Origin of the sequence: Citrobacter sp. RHBSTW-00017 (assembly GCF_013797615.1) — a bacterium.
GTDB lineage: Bacteria > Pseudomonadota > Gammaproteobacteria > Enterobacterales > Enterobacteriaceae > Citrobacter > Citrobacter braakii.
Map to the genome: position 1 here is coordinate 1,309,340 of NZ_CP056899.1, position 18,949 is coordinate 1,328,288.

At 34.3% G+C, this 18,949-nt stretch carries 20 protein-coding genes; 9 read left to right on the plus strand and 11 right to left on the minus strand.

What is annotated here, in order from left to right:
• The first annotated feature begins 347 nt into the window (after positions 1 to 347).
• The 8 genes from HV037_RS06400 to HV037_RS06435 all read left to right on the plus strand — a co-directional run bounded on the left by HV037_RS06400 (position 348) and on the right by HV037_RS06435 (position 7,590).
• Positions 348 to 1,193: a DUF6387 family protein gene (locus HV037_RS06400; protein WP_001067212.1), complete on the plus strand. Its 846-nt coding sequence runs from the start codon at positions 348 to 350 to the stop codon at positions 1,191 to 1,193.
• Between the two features lie 281 nt (positions 1,194 to 1,474).
• Entirely contained in the window at positions 1,475 to 1,681 is a 207-nt protein-coding gene (locus HV037_RS06405) for an AlpA family transcriptional regulator (protein WP_000795663.1), read from the plus strand.
• Between the two features lie 20 nt (positions 1,682 to 1,701).
• Entirely contained in the window at positions 1,702 to 2,022 is a 321-nt protein-coding gene (locus HV037_RS06410) for a hypothetical protein (protein WP_064152286.1), read from the plus strand.
• A gap of 274 nt (positions 2,023 to 2,296) precedes the next feature.
• Entirely contained in the window at positions 2,297 to 3,499 is a 1,203-nt protein-coding gene (locus tag HV037_RS06415) for a site-specific integrase (protein WP_008322898.1), read from the plus strand.
• Entirely contained in the window at positions 3,492 to 4,796 is a 1,305-nt protein-coding gene (locus HV037_RS06420) for a tyrosine-type recombinase/integrase (RefSeq protein WP_008322896.1), read from the plus strand. Before HV037_RS06415 ends, HV037_RS06420 begins: the two co-directional genes overlap by 8 nt.
• Positions 4,793 to 6,667, plus strand: coding sequence for a DNA-binding protein (locus HV037_RS06425; protein WP_001059592.1), 1,875 nt, complete (start codon positions 4,793 to 4,795; stop codon positions 6,665 to 6,667). The genes HV037_RS06420 and HV037_RS06425 overlap by 4 nt, the downstream gene beginning before the upstream one ends.
• A gap of 14 nt (positions 6,668 to 6,681) precedes the next feature.
• Positions 6,682 to 7,068: a hypothetical protein gene (locus HV037_RS06430; protein WP_049019354.1), complete on the plus strand. Its 387-nt coding sequence runs from the start codon at positions 6,682 to 6,684 to the stop codon at positions 7,066 to 7,068.
• Positions 7,069 to 7,164: 96 nt separating this feature from the next.
• Entirely contained in the window at positions 7,165 to 7,590 is a 426-nt protein-coding gene (locus HV037_RS06435; protein ID WP_000360018.1) for a hypothetical protein, read from the plus strand.
• Positions 7,591 to 7,640: 50 nt separating this feature from the next.
• Here HV037_RS06435 and HV037_RS06440 read toward each other — a convergent pair whose 3' ends face one another.
• The 11 genes from HV037_RS06440 to HV037_RS06485 form a co-directional block, all read right to left on the minus strand.
• Complete coding sequence (locus HV037_RS06440; protein WP_000708681.1) at positions 7,641 to 7,955, minus strand: hypothetical protein; 315 nt, start codon at positions 7,953 to 7,955, stop codon at positions 7,641 to 7,643.
• 19 nt (positions 7,956 to 7,974) lie between these two features.
• Positions 7,975 to 8,361 carry a hypothetical protein gene (locus HV037_RS06445; RefSeq protein WP_001078959.1) on the minus strand — a complete coding sequence of 129 codons (387 nt, stop codon included), beginning with the start codon at positions 8,359 to 8,361 and terminating at the stop codon, positions 7,975 to 7,977.
• A gap of 41 nt (positions 8,362 to 8,402) precedes the next feature.
• A complete protein-coding gene (locus HV037_RS24525; RefSeq protein WP_007666384.1) occupies positions 8,403 to 8,675 on the minus strand; it encodes a hypothetical protein in 273 nt (90 codons plus the stop codon).
• Between the two features lie 224 nt (positions 8,676 to 8,899).
• Entirely contained in the window at positions 8,900 to 10,105 is a 1,206-nt protein-coding gene (locus HV037_RS06450; RefSeq protein ID WP_064144775.1) for a relaxase/mobilization nuclease domain-containing protein, read from the minus strand.
• A complete protein-coding gene (locus HV037_RS06455; RefSeq protein ID WP_074182637.1) occupies positions 10,074 to 10,505 on the minus strand; it encodes a hypothetical protein in 432 nt (143 codons plus the stop codon). The genes HV037_RS06450 and HV037_RS06455 overlap by 32 nt, the downstream gene beginning before the upstream one ends.
• Before the next feature lie 141 nt (positions 10,506 to 10,646).
• Positions 10,647 to 11,756: a serine/threonine-protein kinase gene (locus HV037_RS06460; protein WP_072072287.1), complete on the minus strand. Its 1,110-nt coding sequence runs from the start codon at positions 11,754 to 11,756 to the stop codon at positions 10,647 to 10,649.
• Positions 11,753 to 12,823 (minus strand): serine/threonine-protein kinase, encoded by a 1,071-nt coding sequence (locus HV037_RS06465; protein ID WP_223417041.1) that lies wholly within the window; start codon positions 12,821 to 12,823, stop codon positions 11,753 to 11,755. The genes HV037_RS06460 and HV037_RS06465 overlap by 4 nt, the downstream gene beginning before the upstream one ends.
• A gap of 30 nt (positions 12,824 to 12,853) precedes the next feature.
• On the minus strand, positions 12,854 to 13,912 hold the full coding sequence (locus HV037_RS06470; protein WP_048268063.1) for a PP2C family serine/threonine-protein phosphatase: 1,059 nt from the start codon (positions 13,910 to 13,912) through the stop codon (positions 12,854 to 12,856).
• A gap of 579 nt (positions 13,913 to 14,491) precedes the next feature.
• Positions 14,492 to 15,283 carry a hypothetical protein gene (locus HV037_RS06475; protein WP_048268062.1) on the minus strand — a complete coding sequence of 264 codons (792 nt, stop codon included), beginning with the start codon at positions 15,281 to 15,283 and terminating at the stop codon, positions 14,492 to 14,494.
• A gap of 50 nt (positions 15,284 to 15,333) precedes the next feature.
• Positions 15,334 to 17,025, minus strand: coding sequence for an AAA family ATPase (locus tag HV037_RS06480; RefSeq protein WP_049019433.1), 1,692 nt, complete (start codon positions 17,023 to 17,025; stop codon positions 15,334 to 15,336).
• 18 nt (positions 17,026 to 17,043) lie between these two features.
• The gene (locus HV037_RS06485; RefSeq protein ID WP_094642825.1) at positions 17,044 to 17,889 is read right to left on the minus strand and encodes a DNA adenine methylase; all 846 of its coding nucleotides are present in this window, start codon (positions 17,887 to 17,889) and stop codon (positions 17,044 to 17,046) included.
• A 107-nt stretch (positions 17,890 to 17,996) separates the two neighbouring features.
• On the opposite strand from HV037_RS06485, the gene HV037_RS06490 reads away from it, so the two are divergent.
• A complete protein-coding gene (locus HV037_RS06490) occupies positions 17,997 to 18,923 on the plus strand; it encodes a hypothetical protein (RefSeq protein WP_048268059.1) in 927 nt (308 codons plus the stop codon).
• Positions 18,924 to 18,949 lie beyond the last annotated feature (26 nt).

Consider the following 18,949-nt stretch of genomic DNA (forward strand, 5'->3'; position numbering starts at 1 on the left):
GGGCTCTTAGGACTTCATCGGATGACTCTGGTAATCACCGATGGAGAATTTTGGTGGGCTGGCGTCCCTGTAATTAGCAATTCATTCCATTGATTTTTAATGTTATTTATACTTTGAATTTTATGTGTGGTTCTAAAAAGGAACCATAAATCGTAATGGTATGGGTTATCACGATTAGCGGATTGGAGAATTGTATCAAAAGGAAACAAATTCTTCAGTTCAACTCCCTGCTAGTAGCTGAACTGCGCAAGCAGGATCTGCTTTTCACCGATTAGTGAATGCGGTAGTTTTTCAGCGAAACTGAATTCTATCCGTAGGGCAGTACCAGCATAGGTGGAGAATGGATTTTGAACAACTGGTCACCAGAGCACACAAAAGACATCAAGAGTTGGTTTAAGATTGATACATATCGCAAATTTGAAGACCTCTCATTGCTCCAGTTTTACCATGAGATATGGGCTCGTAACTTGTTCTTTAAGGAGTATCGGGAAGAGTTTGAGAGCAGAACTCTTATGGGTTACTTCTCAAAAATTTTCAGTGGCAATCCTTTTTTAATTGAAGAAGGGCAACTGGGATACATGACTCCTGCCAATAAACTTTTTCAGCCTCCCCATTTTTTTCTAACAACTCTTGATCGCCTTGCTGAAACGAGCATCATTGCTATGCAACGCGGAGGTTTTGTTTGGGATGGTGATGACAATTATTCAATAAACAGAGATCTTCGGGAAGAATCACTTTCAGATATTATGCCAGATCAGTTTTCACGAACAGTCATGTTCGAGATTGATTTGGCAAGTGGCACAGACGAAGAGATTGCAGAGTCGCTTAAAGCTGCATTACCGCAGTGGCGTAAAATCAAAGGTATCGAACCAGATCCTTTAGAATCAGTTCGCTTTGGGTATGGAACTATCAAGAAACTCATCAGTTATCGTGTGATACCTATGCTGGATATCCTGGTGTGGGCAGCCGTTAAAAAAATCCGTGTCTCTGACGACAGGTTATCCAGACTGCTATATACAGACGATGACGAAGAAAGCGAAATGAGGCAGTCTAGCCAAATCAAAGATACCGACAGGCCTTTGGCTCTTAAATCCTGCACAACTGACTTTATCCGACAATTCCATTACTTCATGAACAAAAATAGCCATTTGAAGCAAATGAAAGTCTCTGATGTAATGAAACTATCTGATTAGAATTACATTTATAACTATTTGTTTTAATTGTTAAAATTAACTAAAGGCACCATTGTGAATGGTGCTTTTTTTTTGCGATTTTTACTTTAAACCGGGCATTTTGACACTTGCTATAAAACGGGGGAATTTCAGCTACTCTCAAGTTCCCCTTTTCTGTACGGCACCAACTTCGAGAAAACCATCCTGCATAGCTACGAAGAACCTCCGCTTCAGGAGCTTCGCTCTTTTCTTTTCCCAACTGTTCGTATAGTGACTTCACCGCAACGACAAGGGATAACGAAATGAAAAATCAAGCAACCCGCCTAATACGATTACCAGAAGTTCTCGAACGAACTGGCTACGGAAAAGCCTGGATATATCGTCTGATCAACGATGGTAAGTTTCCTGCTCCTGTCAAAATTGGAAGTCGTGCAGTAGCTTTCGTTGAAAGTGAGATTGATACCTGGATTCAGTCTGTTATCGAAACAAGTCGAAATAATGTTGCTTAATTGAACTTAGGAGTGATTTTATGAATATCGAAGAATTTGTAAGCGAAGAAAACCATATGTGCAATTTATGCGGAGATCTTTTTTACAAGATCTTTGACCAAGAAGTGATTTATGACTTACCTAATAACGAGTTTAATAAAGAAATCATTTACTGGCTCAGTCAGTACCTTGTAGGAAATCTGAGAGAACCTTTAGACTCGATCTCTGAGCTTAATGCTTGCAAACAGATATATGTTTACGAGACCTGGTTATCTCTAATTAAATGTCCTGATGAATTGAAACTCCTAGCGAAGCGGATAATTTTATATCTAATGGATAAAGAGCTTTTTATGAAAATGTAAAGTTTGGCTGCATAATTTATCTTAAAACTTTACAGAATAACTTACATTATTTTGGTTGCCGTTTATTAGCAAGGCAGTGAGATAGTTTTCGAAGTATTAGGTGTACATAATAATAACTAGATCTACCAGATGATAATTTGACAAGAATAATCGTCTATCTCACTGTTTTAATTTAAATAAATATCTTAATCGATCCAAATAAATTTGTAAATCTACGAAATGCTTATTATTAATATATTGGAATTATACTTTTTGTAAAGTTTAGGAGGAAAATATGTGCAGTATTTGTGTGGATTCTTTTATGTTCGAAAATGGTGAGAGATATTGTCATGTTGTAAATAAAGATACTGGTGAGCCATTGTATTATCCAAACTTGTATATAACAACACAAGTCAGGAATCGGTCAGAGTCTATATCAACAATGAAGGTTATCGCTGGGAGCATTTCATTGTTATATCGATTCTTTATGAGAAAAAATATCAATATTGATGAAAGAATTCAGAAAAGGATATTTCTGGCTCCTCATGAAATTGAAGATTTGATCGAATTCACTTCATTCAATTTTCGAGATGGCGAGAATGATAATTTTAGAAGTTCAAATGTCAAAAAACCAACTAAGTACTTTCGGATAACAACCATAGCTAACTATCTGGAATGGCTGTGCAAAATACATCTTTCTCATACAGGACAGAAGGATACTCTCAAATATATTTTAGATTTCATAAACAACATAAAACGAAAGAAACCGAGAAATAATGATAAATATAATATGGATATAGAAAAAAGTTTAAATAATGAACAATTGGATTCTTTGTTTAGCATTCTTGCACCGGGTAGCAAATTAAATCCTTTTTCAGAAAAAGTGCAAAAAAGAAACAATCTAATATTCCTGCTATTACACTGCTTTGGCCTGAGAGCAGGTGAACTTTTGAATCTGCGAATTGGTGATATAGATTTTGCAGAATCGACAATTGCAATAAGAAGAAGAGCAAATGATAAAACAGATCCGCGAGTGTATCAGCCTTTAGTTAAAACTTGTGAGAGGAAATTAATTGCTGATAAAAAGCTCATGTTTGAAATTTCAGATTATATTCTGAATGATCGAAGAAACATAAAAAATTCTAACAAACATGATTTCCTGTTTATTACTTATAAGGAAGGAAAAACTCAAGGGCAACCTATTTCATTTTCTTCATATCACAAAGTGGTGAGTGTTGTTCGTCAATCCTCCTCACTTCTAGGGGGATTGACAGGTCACAAACTCAGACATACATGGAATTATGAGTTTTCGAAAGCAATAGACAAGAATCAGGACATATCCGATGAAAAAGAGCAACAAATCCGTTCTTATCTCATGGGATGGCGACCGGGTTCAGAAACTTCAATGATTTATAATCGCAGGCATATTTATGAGCTATCGAAAAAAACTGCACTTGAACAACAAGAGCAACTATTCAAAGGAGAATTTGATGAATAATTTAATTAAAAATAAATCTGATAAAATGTCTTTGCATGAACATAAAATCGTCAGTTCGATTGAAAATAACGGAATCAATCTTACAAACTTAATATATGCTATGAACGAAAATTTGGTTTGTGGGTTTGTATATACAGTACAATATTATTTTAATAGCAACAGCTATTTGTATGTGAAAAATATTGTTAGAAATATGGAGAGTCTTATCCGTAAACTATCTCCTACTCATATTGATGATAAGGTTCTAATTGAATATCAAAATAAGAAATTATCAAAAGCCTCAGCATCATTTCGCGTTTTACGACCATTTTTGATTAAATGGTTTGAGTTAGGATATCCGGGAATAGATGAAAGTGCGGTAGAACTGTTAAAGCATTTGGACCTAAAAATAAAAAAATCTGGTCAGTCTGTGCTTCAAGATGATCCAACAGAGGGACCATTAAATAAAGAAGAACATACTTCTTTGATTAAGGCTATGAATCATGCATATAGAAAAGGTGAACTGTCACTGCCACATTATGCAATATCACTATTGATCAGTCTTACAGGTAGAAGACCTCAGCAGTTAGTTATGTTGAAATATAAAGACCTTCTTCAAAAGAACTTAGATAATGGCAAAGTAGAATATGTAATTTCAGTGCCACGAGTAAAACAACGGGGTAAAGAACTACGATATCGAGAACTTGCAATAATATCAGAGGTTGCATCAATTGTTCAATTGCAAGCTAATCAATCAGTGAAACTTGTTGAGCAAGCTCTTGGAAAAACTCTTGATGATTATTCTAAACGAGAAGTTCCTATTTTCTTAAATGAGGAAAAACTCTCAGATTTATCCATAACAGGTTCAATTCTTCTGGAATATAATAAATTATATGCGAAGCCTACAATTGCTAATGTAGCATTGAAAAGTATTGTTAATAATGGGAATGTAATATCCAACCGTACCGGTTCGATACTAAATATTACTCCTCGTAGGCTTCGTTATACAATAGCAACTATGCTGGCTAAGAATGGGCATAATGTTAATACTATAGCTGAATTATTGGATCATTCATCTACTTCAAGTGCGGGGATTTATATTAAAAATCATGCTGACAGTGTTGAAAGGATTGATTCCGCTGTTTCAGAACAATTGTCATTTGTCGCTGATATTTTTATGAACGGAATCAAATCGAAAAAGAGTAGTCATTTCAAATTTTTTTCTTCAAGTAGATGCCAGAGTCAGAATTCAGGATTTCCTTGCAATCAATGTATGTTTTTTATTCCGATTGATCGCAGTGAGGTGAATCAACTATGAATAATATTATTTTGTTCAAATCAAAAAAACATATTCTTGTAGAAGAAAATTATAATGAGTTCATAAAATTTTGTCGCTATCAACTGTCCGGACTAACCCAAACTCAGGATTGGGAGCAGTATGCCTGGAAAGGATATGTCACATTTAGAAAAATAGGGATTGGAAATAAAATCTTTGATTCCATTGATGCAATGCACGAAGATTATATCAATTTTGCGAAAGCATATATCAGATATCAACACACATTGAAACCATTAAAAAATTATGGGGTTATTATGATGGCCTTGCGATGTCTCGAACAGGCCCTTTTGCAGGTTCAGAACACTGGTCTCATTTATAATGTTACAGCCGTTGTTTTCGATGAGGCAATGCAGATCGGGAGTAAATATTTTGAAGGTAACGTTTTGGCTAAATGTGGAATACAGCTTGAAAAAATATCAAAGTTTCTGTGTGAACATAATCTTGTGAAGTCAGGATATATCTCATGGAAAAACCATGTAAAACAGAAAGTCAAAAACAATTATCTTCCTGAGATTGAGGATTATCACCGAAGCGATAAGTTACCAGATGAAGAAGCATTGCTCGCTATTGCTGATATTTTTTCTCAAAATGATGAGTTACTGAGTCCAAGGGATAAGTTCACCAGTTCAGTATTTGCACTTCTACTTTGTTGTCCGAGCAGAATTTCTGAAATTTTAGCCTTACCTGCTGATTGTGAGATTACACAAATAGATGGCAAGGGTATCGAAAGATATGGTTTGAGATTTTATTCGGTAAAAGGGTATGGCCCTAATATCAAATGGATTCCACGGGTTATGATACCAGTTGCAAAGAAAGCGATTAGAAGATTACTTTCCTTATCACAAAATGCAAGAGCACTTGCTCACTGGTGCGAAAAGTACCCGGATAAATTTTACCGACATGAGCTTTGCCCAACAGTTGATGAAAAAGCTAAATTGACCGTTGTACAAGTTTGCCATGCACTGGGGTATAATTTATTTGATCATAAATCATGTGTTTTAAAAATTAAAAGAACGAGTTTGGATGGTGGGAAAAGTTTCTTAAACCACAATGATTACAACTATTCATTGAGTAATTTGTGGGAAATTATTAGTTCTAATTTTAGCAGAGATTTTCCATGGTATGATAAAGAAAAATCCATAAAATTTAGTAATGCTTTATGCTTGCTCAATACTGATCAATTTTCTTTATCAAGAATGACTTCAATTTTCACATTTTACAAACCTACTAAAAGTTTCTTTTTCAGTGACATACAAAGAAAAAAAAGCTATGAGATGAATTATAAAAATATATTTTCCCGATATGGATATTATGATGATGAAGGTAAACCACTACTTATTCGCTCACACCAGCCACGGCACCTTTTAAACACAATAGCCCATTATGGTGAAATGTCTGAACTGGATATAGCTAAATGGTCTGGTCGTATCAATGCGAATCAGAACAGAGTTTATAACCATGTGTCGGAAGAAGATATGTTAGATAAAATCAAAGCTATTAAATTGAATAGGAGTAATTACTGTCAAAGGGAGTCAATACCCACAAATGAATTGACAATTGATTTTGATAACCTTAATCAAGGTGCAATACACTTAACTGAATTTGGTTACTGTGTACATAACTATTTAATCAAGCCTTGTGCAAAAATTAATCATCTTATTGAATGTGATAATGAAACACCGGACATTAACTCAGTAGATAGAATTAGACTGCAATCTGTCCGAGAGAAAGTAATGCAATTAAAGAGAATAACTCAGATCGCTTATGAAAATGGTGATTATGGTGCAGACAAATGGTTGCAACACCACAAAAAAAATTTGGAAAGAATTAATAAACTATTGAATAATTGAAACAGGAGATGCATATGGCAAAACATTTAAACAGGAGTGAAATAAAGGCAATTAAACACATTATACTGACTTGGGACGGTAAAATCACATGGAGCGATTTATGTGAATCAGTTTATAAGAATCTAAACAGAACTATCACAAGGCAATCTCTAAGTGCTCATGATGAACTTGTTGAAGCATATAGAACAAAGAAAAATTTGTCTAATTTGAAAAAATCAGGCCTTAAAAAGCCAGCTAACTTAACGATTGCGGCACAACAAATAATAAATCTTAAAGCCGAAAATGAAATGTTAAAAAAACAGAACAATAGATACAAAGAGCAGTTTAGCTATTGGCAGTATAATGCTTATAGACATGGTCTCACTATGGAACAATTGAATAGACCATTTAATAAAAAATAATAGTTGATAGGTTACACCTATTGACAAGTTAAATAAATACGATAAATATAAATATATGGTCAGGATGACTATTTCAATTATGCAAGGATGCATTTTATGGACAAAAACATCATCAATTCAGAGTTTACTCTGGAAGAGCAACTTATCATTATAATTGATAAATATATCTCAAAACGGTACCAGCCCGGAGATAAAAGTTTCTCATATCAACTTTACTTAATTTTTGTGGGATACCATTTAAAATATTTCTACCCTAAAAGGATTTATTCCAAATCCAATCGTAATATTGATAACATAATGACTATGTTTAGCTCGGTATACAAAAGTCTGACAAGCAATCTTCTACAACGATTAAATAACAAAGAAGGAGTTATTAGGGAACTAAACTCGCTTGTTAATTACATAGATAACAATCAAGAAAAAGCAGAGGAAATCTATGCTACTGTCAGAGCACAATATGAAATGAAAGTAATTGAGAAAGAGTTAACCCATGAAGTTCGCGTAAGAACCGTCAGGTTATAGGCAATAAAAAGCCCCTAAGCAGGGGCTAAAAGACTTCTTGATATAGGCTACTACTGAACTTCTTTCCAGACACCATCAGATTTGATTAGTTTTACTGGTTTTGTTTGTTTCATATTACTAATAGAGGCATCGACAATGCAGTTATAAACATTGTTTGCTTCTTCTGTGCAACTAACTTTCTTCACGTAATCGATTCTTAAAAGATCTTTTTCTGTAACTCTTGAATCAAGAGCTTTCATACTTGTATTTGTTCTATCTACAACACTTTTGAAAACATTGTATATATCGTCTTGCGATGGTTCATTGTTACATGCGGTTAGAAGGAAGGTGGTAATGATAACTGTGATAATTGAGTATATTTTCATTTTCTTATCCAAAAAACAATTAATTAAGAATGCCAGTTTTGGTGTTGTTATTGTCAGAGGAAAAAGTCCATTTACTTACAGTCTCTCCCTTGAAGTCGATTTCAAGAGTTTTAGACTGAGTTTGGGAACCACCAGTAAACAGCCCCACAACAGGAATGAAAGTCGTTGCATTGAACTGATTGTTAGACATGAAATATTTCCATTGCTCATTTCCGTCATCGAGTGTGGTTCTTGTATCAGGCTCACCTAACTTAGTGAGTAATTCCGTCTTAGTTGTTTTGTTTTTAATGATCTTTGACTGGAGGCTTTGTGGTGTTTCGTTTTTAAGGTTCTGGTTCCCTGATGTTGAACAGCCAGAAAGCAGGAAGACAATAATAAAAAAAGAGGACGTTATAAATCGGTTCATTTACTTTCTCATTTTATGTTTGCGGTTGTGTGAAATTAATTTCACCGTATAAAAACAACTCTGTCTGCATACATTCTTTTGATTTTATAGATAAGAATAATGATGCTTACGAAAAACGTAATGACTGATACAAGAGTGCTGCCGGTCCACGAAAATGCTAACCACGCGAGACCAAATGCCACGAATTGAAACAGGAATGCCACACTGAGCGGGCTTTCACCGTAAGCGACCTTTGCATGACAGCCTTTGCAAATCCGCACACCATGAGGACTTTGTGTAAAGCAGAACGGGCACTTTATTGTTTCGTTTTCCATAGCTATCCCAATCTGGAAGATTAAATGGTGCGTTTACAGAGATTCTCGATGACCGACTCGCTTTAGTAAAATTGCTTGTACCGATCGATGATTGTTACTTGATAGTTATTGTCTATCATAACTAGATTATCGATCTGTAATAACGATCAATATTTTCTTGACTAAACACAAATTTATTACTAAGCAATTGAGTTAGGTTACGAAAGGTGTTTACAACTAGCTGTCTATAAACGAATTTTTCTTGTAGGTTTCAGATGATGTGTTGAATAGACTTCTGAGAAGTTTGTAGGAACCTTGTGGAGGATGCTCTTTCCATATTTTCTGAGAAGCTCTATGAGCCGTTGTAAAAAGGGAATCCAGCCGGTGAGCCTGAGATGCTTTTGCTGTTTGTCTGCATTCTTTTGAAGGATCTTTTCTACGATTTCGTTCCGTTTGTCTTCTCTGAGCCGTAGTTCCAGTTCTGCAATTTTTTTACCGATACTTTCCTTTCTCTCAGCGGTTTTCAAAACTATTGCAGGAGCAGGAGCAGGAGCAGGAGCAGGAGCAGGAGCAGGAGCAGGAGCAGGAGCAGGAGCAGGAGCAGGAACAGGAACAGGAAGAGCTTCCTTCGTCTGTATACCCTTTCGCAGAAATTCTAAGTGGTCGGGGTTGTAGTTAAGTTGCTTTTGAAGATTTGCCCAAGAGTAACCCTTGCCTAACTGTGAAGCCTTGAAAGCTATATCGCGGTATTCGAATGAGAAGCCGTTCATCTTACCGGTAGAGGCAATGTTAGCCGTCCAGCCGACTTCTGCCTCTTCCAGCCTCTTGATCAAAGTTAAAAGGTCAGGTGTATCTGCCAAACTTTTATCAATGATCTGTTGAAGGGATTTCTTGGGGCAGGGAACACCAGTTCGTTCTGATAGCATCTGTTCGTTGCGAGAGATTCTTTTCCGCTTCGGTTGCTTTGGTGTAATGGAAGGTGCTGTCTTGGTCACTGTTAGATTATGAGTGATTTCAAGCTCACTGATTATGCGGGTACTTATAAGGTTCTCATTCCTGCCAAGGTAGAGCTTCCCTCCATTGAGGTCTATCCTGCTTGCAATGATATGTATGTGCTGACCGGCAGAATCGTCATGTAGAACATAGCAACGGAGATGAGTATCACTGAACCCCATCCTCTTCATGTAGTCGTCAGCTATGGTTACCCATTGGTCATTCGCTAATGATTCACTGCCAGGCAATCGTAGCGAGTTATGCCAAACGGCCTTCTGAACATCTGGGCGAAGCTGTTTAGTGCCATTAAATTCAGCTATTAGTTCAAAGGCTGAATCACCTAACATGTTCCCGCCAATGACGATTGGATCACTTTTGTGATGTGAACCTGGCTTCAATGCATACTGGACCACACCTGAGAAGTTCTTACCCCTTTTGATCTTCTGCATACCCTTCATCGGGTTTGCTCCATATGTCAGCATTTAGCAGGTGCTGGCGAAGCTCTTTCAGTTGTCGCTTTACAGCGAAAAGCTCTGTGTAAGTAAGTTTGCTGTCTTTGCTTTTGGTGTCGATATGTGCAGCAATTCTATTTAAATTTTGTACTATGATTGTCAGTGAATTCCAAGCATTCAAATTTATGGTGGGTATGGCTTGTGTATTTTTTTCAAGTGCAAGTAAACGGAGCCACTTACCTTTACTTATCTCTCCTCTTTTAGAATTAATTATTTTCAGTTCTTTTTCATTGAAACGGACACTCACGCAATATGTACGATTGTTGAATGAAATATTTAAAGGTGTTGTAGTATCACTATCTTTTGAAAAAATATATGATTTAGAATGTTTTCTTGATATTCTCATAAATTCCCTTTTATAAAATATACAACATAGATATATATCATTTATTTTGATTGTCAAATGCATCATTTACAGAAGGGTTTTATATGAATACTATTTATATAGTATGTTATTAGAGAGATCTCGAATGAGATCTCTCTAATGTTATTTCAATAATAGAATTGTAGAGCATCTATCGTGTGGTAATCCGGGATATACTGAATAGGTAACATTTTTCCCCTGCTGAGGTAACGAGTTACCGTAAAATTCTGAAGAGTGGAAGAATAACATCCCCGCTTGTCTACCGTTGTCAATTATATGGCCTGTTTCTCGATAAGGCACACCAAAATCATAAATTGTACCGAAACGACGTGGCTCATTCGAATAACAAATAGAGTCGAATGCATCTAGAATATTCGCAGCGGTAGGCCGTTTTTGAGGGTCAGCGACAATACAATTTGTAATCAAAGCCCATAATTCTTTTTCTAAAATTGCAGAAGATGCGTGGAGCCCAATATTTTGCGGTTTTACAAGTTTTGTATTATTATCCTGGAATCTAGCGACTTCTCTAATTGCTCTTCGACCAGAGCCAAAAGGAAGTTGACCTGATAATAAATGGTAAGCAATACACCCTAATGACCAAATATCCATTTCCTGACCTGCACCTTTCCAGTCATCCCAACATTCAGGGGCCATGTAAGGTACTGCCCCTAATAGTGTTTGAGATGTTGTTAAGGTACTTTCATCTTTCTCAAAAAGTTCTATTTCAGATTCGATTTCGCTTTCAGCTAGTTTAGCAATACCAAAATCTGTTAACTTGACCATAGATAAATTAAAATCATTTGATACCATTATATTGCTGGGTTTTAAATCTCTATGACAGATTCCTACTTTATGAGCTTCATGTAGTGCTTTTGCAAGATTTTTTATTACATGGGCACATGTATGTGGGTCTAAATAATGAAATTCAGCAGACATTCTTTTGGAAAGATCTTGCCCAGAAATGAATTCCTCTATCAAAAATGTTAAATTCTCATCTTCATAGTAATCTAAAGTAGATGCAACATTGGAATGATTTATTCTGGCACCCATTTCAGCGCCTCGTTTAAATCTTCTATCCTTAGTCCCTGCTTTTGGTGTTTTTAAAACTACTTCTCTATTTAGAACAGTATCATGACATAAATATACTTCTTGCATACCGCCTGCGGCTAAATAGCGAATTATATGGTATCTGCCAATAAGTAATGTGTTATTTTCAAATGAAACTTTGGTCATAATACCACCTCTGGATGTGAAGATGAAAAAGTCATAAACCGTCTATTGCGTAAATGGGGGGCACCAAATGTCAATAGACAAGAATTAGGTAACACGGTGTTTACATTTGGTCTCATATTATTGATGAAAACATCACCATCAACGTAGGTTATTTTAAATTCGAGGCCGTCATAATATATATCTATCTCTCCCAGCGGAGCTATTTTTAATTTAACACCTTTTTGGACAGATGATAATTCATATACATTTCTTGCGTTTTCGGTGAAAATCCCTTTATGCTTGTGTATTACTAAGTATTTTGCCAATAAAGGTACTATTTCCTCTATTGTAGGGCGATTAGCTGGATTTGGACATAATGTTGCATCAATTAAATTTATTATTTCTTCTGGTAATTTGTTTTTACAAACATGAGCTATGGATTGATATTTATGTTTAGAATGTGGAGGAGTATCTAACAATGCTCTGTCAAAATTATTTTGGGTGGTGACAAGATTCCAGGCAATTATCCCAAATGCATAGATATCCATTTCCCTACTAATCCTTGCATTTTCAAAATATAATTCTGGGGCCGCATAAATCAATGTTCCACGATTGTTTTTAGTGATATAGTCATCTGTTATTGCTGATATGCCGAAATCAAAAATTTTAACGACTCCTGCGTTGGAGGCTTTAATATTTTCTAACTTCATGTCCCTATGGGTAATTCCAGCTTGGTGAAGATCATAGAGACCACTGGCTATTTGGAATAAAATTTTTAGAAATTCTTCTGGATTATTCTCATATTCTAAATAGAATTTAGAGAAATCTCTGCCATCAAGATACTCTATAATAATGCCACTGACATTCCTATTTTGATCAAATAAAACATCATATATCTCTACTACATGACGAGATCTTGCCTTAGATAAAGCGATGATTTCATTGTAAAGTTGGTCATTATTATCTGGGTTGGACATTGATTTACATAAGATTTTCCTTCCAAGAAAGTTGTCATGTAATAACCTAACTTCTCCAAATCCGCCAAATTGTAAATCCTCGCCTACATCTACATATCTATTAGCCATCATAATGTATCCTTTCTTTATAAAGATTAGGCCTTATTTGTCATTGTTTCCAATAGGTACAATTGTTATCTCTTTTGAATTAGTGTCATCTTTCTTTGATTTAGTAGGTGGTTTCTTTTTGTTTTTATATGAAAGAGAGGTTTTTTTAATATTTGTCTTTTCGTTAAGGAAACTATATTTGGTATCCCCAATGATTATATTTGAATGATTATGCCTAAAATTTTTATTTTCGGTAGTGAATACAGGATTTGATGAAAAAGCAATAATCGAAGAATTATCGGTTCCACCGCACCAGGTCGCTAAAGCCAATGTTCTTCTTACTACATCTAAAGAATTAGCTGCATTTTTTATAACTTTTTCGAAAGATGTCTCAGAATCTTTCCATGCACCATCGCTTACTAAAATAAAACCTTCATTGAAATATGACTTATCATAGAAAACAAAATTTAGATCGTTACTATTACGATTGGATTCACCCAAAGCCTGAGATAGTGTGCCCTTCAAGCCAAATGCTTCCAAGGCGGTTTTATCTTTAATATTTAGTTTACTAACTTCATTTTCAATAGTGTCATCACAACTTATTTGTGTTAGTGCCTTTTTAGATGGCTCCCAAGAAAAAATTCTACTATCACCAATGTTAAGTGCATAGATTTCACCAGACGAGGAAGCAACTAACAAGCTTAAAGTTGTAGCTCCATCTCCTAATAATTTATCTTGTATAGTTTTATCGGCATACAGAACAGCATTCTCTATTTTTTTCTGAAGATGCTCGTTTGTATTTTCTGTACTTAAATATCCGAATATAGTTGCGATAGCTAATGAAGAAGCCAAGTCTCCAAAGGCAGAACCTCCGACACCATCACAGAGAATTGCACAATAAATGAGACTATCATTAAGGGTGATAGAGCCAACAGCCAACCTGTCTTCGTTCCGCTTTCTCTTTAAACCTGGGTGTGTACCTAAAGCACCATCAATACCTTCAATTTTGTTTGTTACACCTATTCCAAAAATATTACTGCAAAGTTCTCTAAATATTTCCTGTTCTATAAAAGTTTCAAGAGAACTATAGATACCAAACTGTTGTTCATTCATTCTAATCTCTCGTCGGTACTTGGATTCTATCTGATAATTTATCCCTTCTTCTACTTACGGTCAATCATACTGGTAAGGTTGATATTGTGACTGCAAGAATATACTAAGAAGTTGTTGTAAAATTCATAAAAATCAATAAGTTATGATTGTGAATCTAAATGGGTTACAAAAATTTTTAACAAATATGAAGTAAAGCTGAGTCTAATCATGCAAAAGTTAGAACAACTTTCTATGATTTGAGAGTCAAATTATTAATTTTAATTCTTTATTTTTTCAACCGAAGGGCGAAAAACAAGGGAACAAATAGAAGCATAGCTTCTATTTGTTAGCCCTTGCTTATTCTATAATTTACTTTCTCTTGACAATGGATTGAACTGATGTATACCTAACTGTAGAAGCTATTAATGAGGCTATTCTTATGAAGAAAATTATTTTGATAAATATAATTTGTATTATACTACTCACTTTGATAAGTCATCCTAAAGATATGATTGAAATGTATATATGTCATACAGCAAGTCTAATCATAACTTTAAGTGTTTTAATGTCACCATTGATCTATCTTAGAGCTAAAATCAACTAACGCCAAATCCTTGAAAAAATATCTTTGGGTATTTTGTTTTTAATATTAACAAACGGTCTAAGGTATTTTCTTTTGTTTTTGAAAGACTTTGAAATTTGTCGTAATTTTGTTCTTTTTTGTTGCTCAGAGACCCATTCTTCTCTGGCTGTAAATAACTCACTAAAAGCGACTAAACATTTTATTGTATAAAACATTATAAAGACTTCGATTACTCCAAATTTAGCTGGGGAAAAAATATGATCATGGCTGTTTATGAATAAATTTATAGATTTTAAATGTAACTGATCATTTATAAAAAAAGGTAAGACTAAAAAACTTGCTCCGATTGTTCCTGACAGGATAACAAAAAAATCTGCCATTTTCTTTAAGTAATCCTTCATTTCATGATAGCAGATCATGAATAAAGTAAACCCAGTGAAAAGTGGTAATAAATAAGCTATTACTGAAAAAATAGGTCTAAAAAAATAACCGGCTAATATCATTACGAACAGTGTAATATAGGGTAATCGATACGCAAATGTAATTCTTTTTTGGATGGTATTATTTCTATACGTTCTTCTAGAACTAATCACTTTACCAGTTTTAAGATCAACAACAGTACGAAATGGATAATTTGATTTTAGGATTTCTTTGCCTAAATCATTTAATGGAAATACTACTGTAAAGTAGGACTTGCCAAAGATTTCTTCTTCTTTGGTTGTAATATTATCAACATCAATATGTTCAATCATTTTATTTTTTTTATGATATTCTGTTGCTTCTATAATGGCTTGTTTATCATCAATCATTTACTCACCCATTTAAGTGAACCATAAGATAATATCTGAGAATCAGGAAGTTAATCTTCAACTGATGAGTCATAGGGATAATCCCAAATTTTCCTATTTATACCGTTGGTAGAGCAAACTCTAAAGAACAATTGTTGAAAACCATTATGAAAATATTTTAAAGATTCCTTATTATCATCTTTTCTCAACCAATTTCTGGTGATCATTTTAAAAAAGTCAATGTGTGAATTGAAAACTGATTTATTCAGTGCTCGTTTCAGACCTGCTGTTGATTCGCCATTATCTCTTTTTTGTTGTAGTTTTTGTTCAATCGATTTGATTTTAGGCTGAATAGCAACAATATAATAATCTTTTGTAAAACCATTATCTATAATGTCAGTATTTTCCCAAAAGGAAGCATCATCATCATTAAAAATTTTCTCACAATGCTCAAATATTAAATCTTCTGGTGATTTAGAACCAGGTAAAGAAATTATACCTTTTCTTAAATCTGGTCCATGATCACCATCTAATACACAAATTGATTTTAAGGAAGTTTCCATAAGATGCGGATCAGAAAAAATCGTTTTCAGATTATCAGCACCTATTGAGCATTCAACTAAATGAAAATAATTTTCGACGATGGCGAACTTAGCATTTTTTTGTATCCAGAAGGAAAAAATTTCACGTAATAAGAAGCGGGCTTCCTCATCTTCTGTGAAAATAGGGATTTTATTTCTGGTATAAGTTTCATCTTTAGATTGAGTTTTAAGATGCATTGTTATTTTTAGAATATCTGGATCTTCTAACAATAAAGATTTTGTAAAATTATTGATTAAGTAAATAACATGATATTTCTTATGGAATGCATGTTCCAAAAGTGTTAAACTATGCGTGGTAAAGAAAACTTGAATCTTATATAGCTTTGCATATTCAACTATTTTATCTAATAACCTCATTTGTAGTGAAGGGTGTAAGGTTGCATCAAATTCATCTATTAATAAGATACTTTCTTTTTCCGCTGTTGAAGATATCAATGATTCAAAATAATACCTTAAACTCACTAAAGCTTTTATTATTATAAATAAATTATCCTCCCCAGATGAAATAGTATTAGAATCAACATCTGGGTTATCAGTGTCAAATAGTGGACCCGATTTAAAATCACCAATATTATTAGTTTCAATATTAGTAATATTTATACCTAAAAACTCTTTATAGATATCTGATATGTAGGAGACGTATTGAGTAGGTAAATTTAATGGAATTTTAGATAGATCGCCATCTTTAGTTTCTCCAATTGGAAATAGTCTTGATAATCCCAAATATAATACTGGCTTGGATGGTAAGGATTGCTTTGGACCGCCTCTTGGGTATAAGGGCTTTATGGCATATCTTTGTGCCTCATCAGGGTTTGTAGAATTGTGTTTTCTGAAACTAAGAATACTTCCATCTAAATAATTTATTGAGAATAAGTTTCCTTTTGTTCCCTCCGCAGGGTCTGTATAACTTTTAGATTCTCTGACAATAGCTTCCATTTTTGGGTTTGCTATTCTGTTTATAGCTTTGATAACTTTCAAACAATTATTATTAGAATAATTAGGAGACCTTACTTTTGGCATCTGAAAACCATTACTAATCAAGTGTAGTAATGTCGTTTTACATGTACCATTTGTACCTGAGATGATGTTAACATCCTTATCGAATGAAAAATCGATATCGATAAGTTTCTTGAATTTTTTGAAGCTAATATCTTTGATCATTTCAACTCATCCTTAAAATCAAATCTCAGGGATATTTACCCCGTCATTATAAATAATAACTTCAAGCCCTTTCTTTTTATCCTGAGCCGTATAACTTAATGAATAATCAGCCATGTTAAGACCCCGATAGATTTCTCTTATTTCATTAACGTTATCGTAAGAAACAATCCAGGGAAGTGTGATATTTCGCAAGGTTTTAGCAATTTTAACATGATCATCATGCTGATAAAAGTTGCGATATAGTTCGGCACCCTTAACATAGTAGGGAGGATCAAGATAGATTAGGCTTTTCTTAGGTAATGAGCTTTTTTGAGCCATCAGAAAATCTACTGCATCAAGATTCGATACGTGAATTTTATCTTTATAGGTGCCTATTAGCTTTATTCTTTTGATTAAATCCTGTTTATTAAACCTTGCATCTAATTTCCACTTTCCTTTTTGTTCCTTACCTCCAATGACACCAGCTTTAAGAATGCCTGAGCGATTTGTCCTGTTCAAAAAGAAAGTAGATAAAGCGACTTCGAGCATACTATATTTATCGTTATTAAGCAGTATGTCTCTTTGTTGATGCCAGTTCTCAATAGTTACGGGGATTTCGTAAATCATTTCACACAATGATTCGTTATGATTTACAACAGCAGACCAAAAAGCATAAAGTGCAGGGTCGATATCATTTATGAAAATGTCCTCAACAAGACCGTTGAGCAGCAAACCTAATGCCACACCTGCTCCGCCTGCATAGGGTTCCGCGTAGCAGCCTCCGACTAAGTTGTTGAAGCGAAGAATTTGCTCAATGTGTGGAGAGAACTTTGCCTTACCTCCAGGGTAACGGAGGGGGGTTTTGAATTGTGACAACTTTGGCACCCGCATTAGGTCAAGAAAATGATGTCAATCTTACCACAACTTAGTTATCATTTTCTAGATGTAACATAGGTTTTAGGTATCATATAGCAATTATTTGAGGGATCATTATGAGTAAAAACCTGTCATATATGTTAAATTTTTTATATCAAATAAAAAACCACCCAGATATTCTTTCTTACAGAAAAGTTGAGCTTAGTGACGACTACGGGGCTTCACTTGGTGATTTTAGACCAATACAGATAGGTATCGGTCCAGATAATCGAATGTCAGCAAATAGAGTTGTCATGGATCTATGTTTGTTTATGTTGATAGATGCCTTAATAGATAGGGATAATCCAGACCTTATTGGCGAGGATTTTATAACCAAATATAAAAAACTTGACACTGAAACAACACATTTATTTATACAAAAAGAATGCTTTCGATTAATTAGATTAATTAGGAATGCAATCGTCCATGATAATGAGGCTATTACTTTTGAAGGTGAATATAAAAAAATCAAAGAAGATGAAGTAGGTATACCCACTTATCAAGACACAAGAAAAATGCTTGTCAATTTGAAAGGGAAGAAAAAAGACGAAAAACTTGATATGTATCTTTTAGGTAAAGAGTACTTAAATTTTATTATTTGGTTTTTAGTTTTCGAACAAGTTCCTCAAGGATATAGTTTATTAATTTTGAAGAGTGCTTATAATAAGTTATTATTAAATATAAATTCCATTTCAGATAGAATGGGAGACTCTATAAAAGGATGTCCGAACCTTTCATCCTCTGTGCTATTGAAAAGCTTCAATAGATATGTCATCTTTAATGCTATTATCACGGAGGATGATGAAAATATTTGCATAAAGATTAAGGATTATTCCTCATTTTGCTGCGACTACTACTGGGAAATTGGTTCAGAAGTTTATTTATTACCTCTGGAGGCCTTGGTTATAGATAGTGAAGGGTTAGGGAAGGTAAGCAAAAATAAACTCCCTGAGTTCAAAGTTTCTAAAGTATTTTTAGCTAAATATTTAAATAAATCGATTTAATGAATTGTTATGCTCCATTGAAGTTA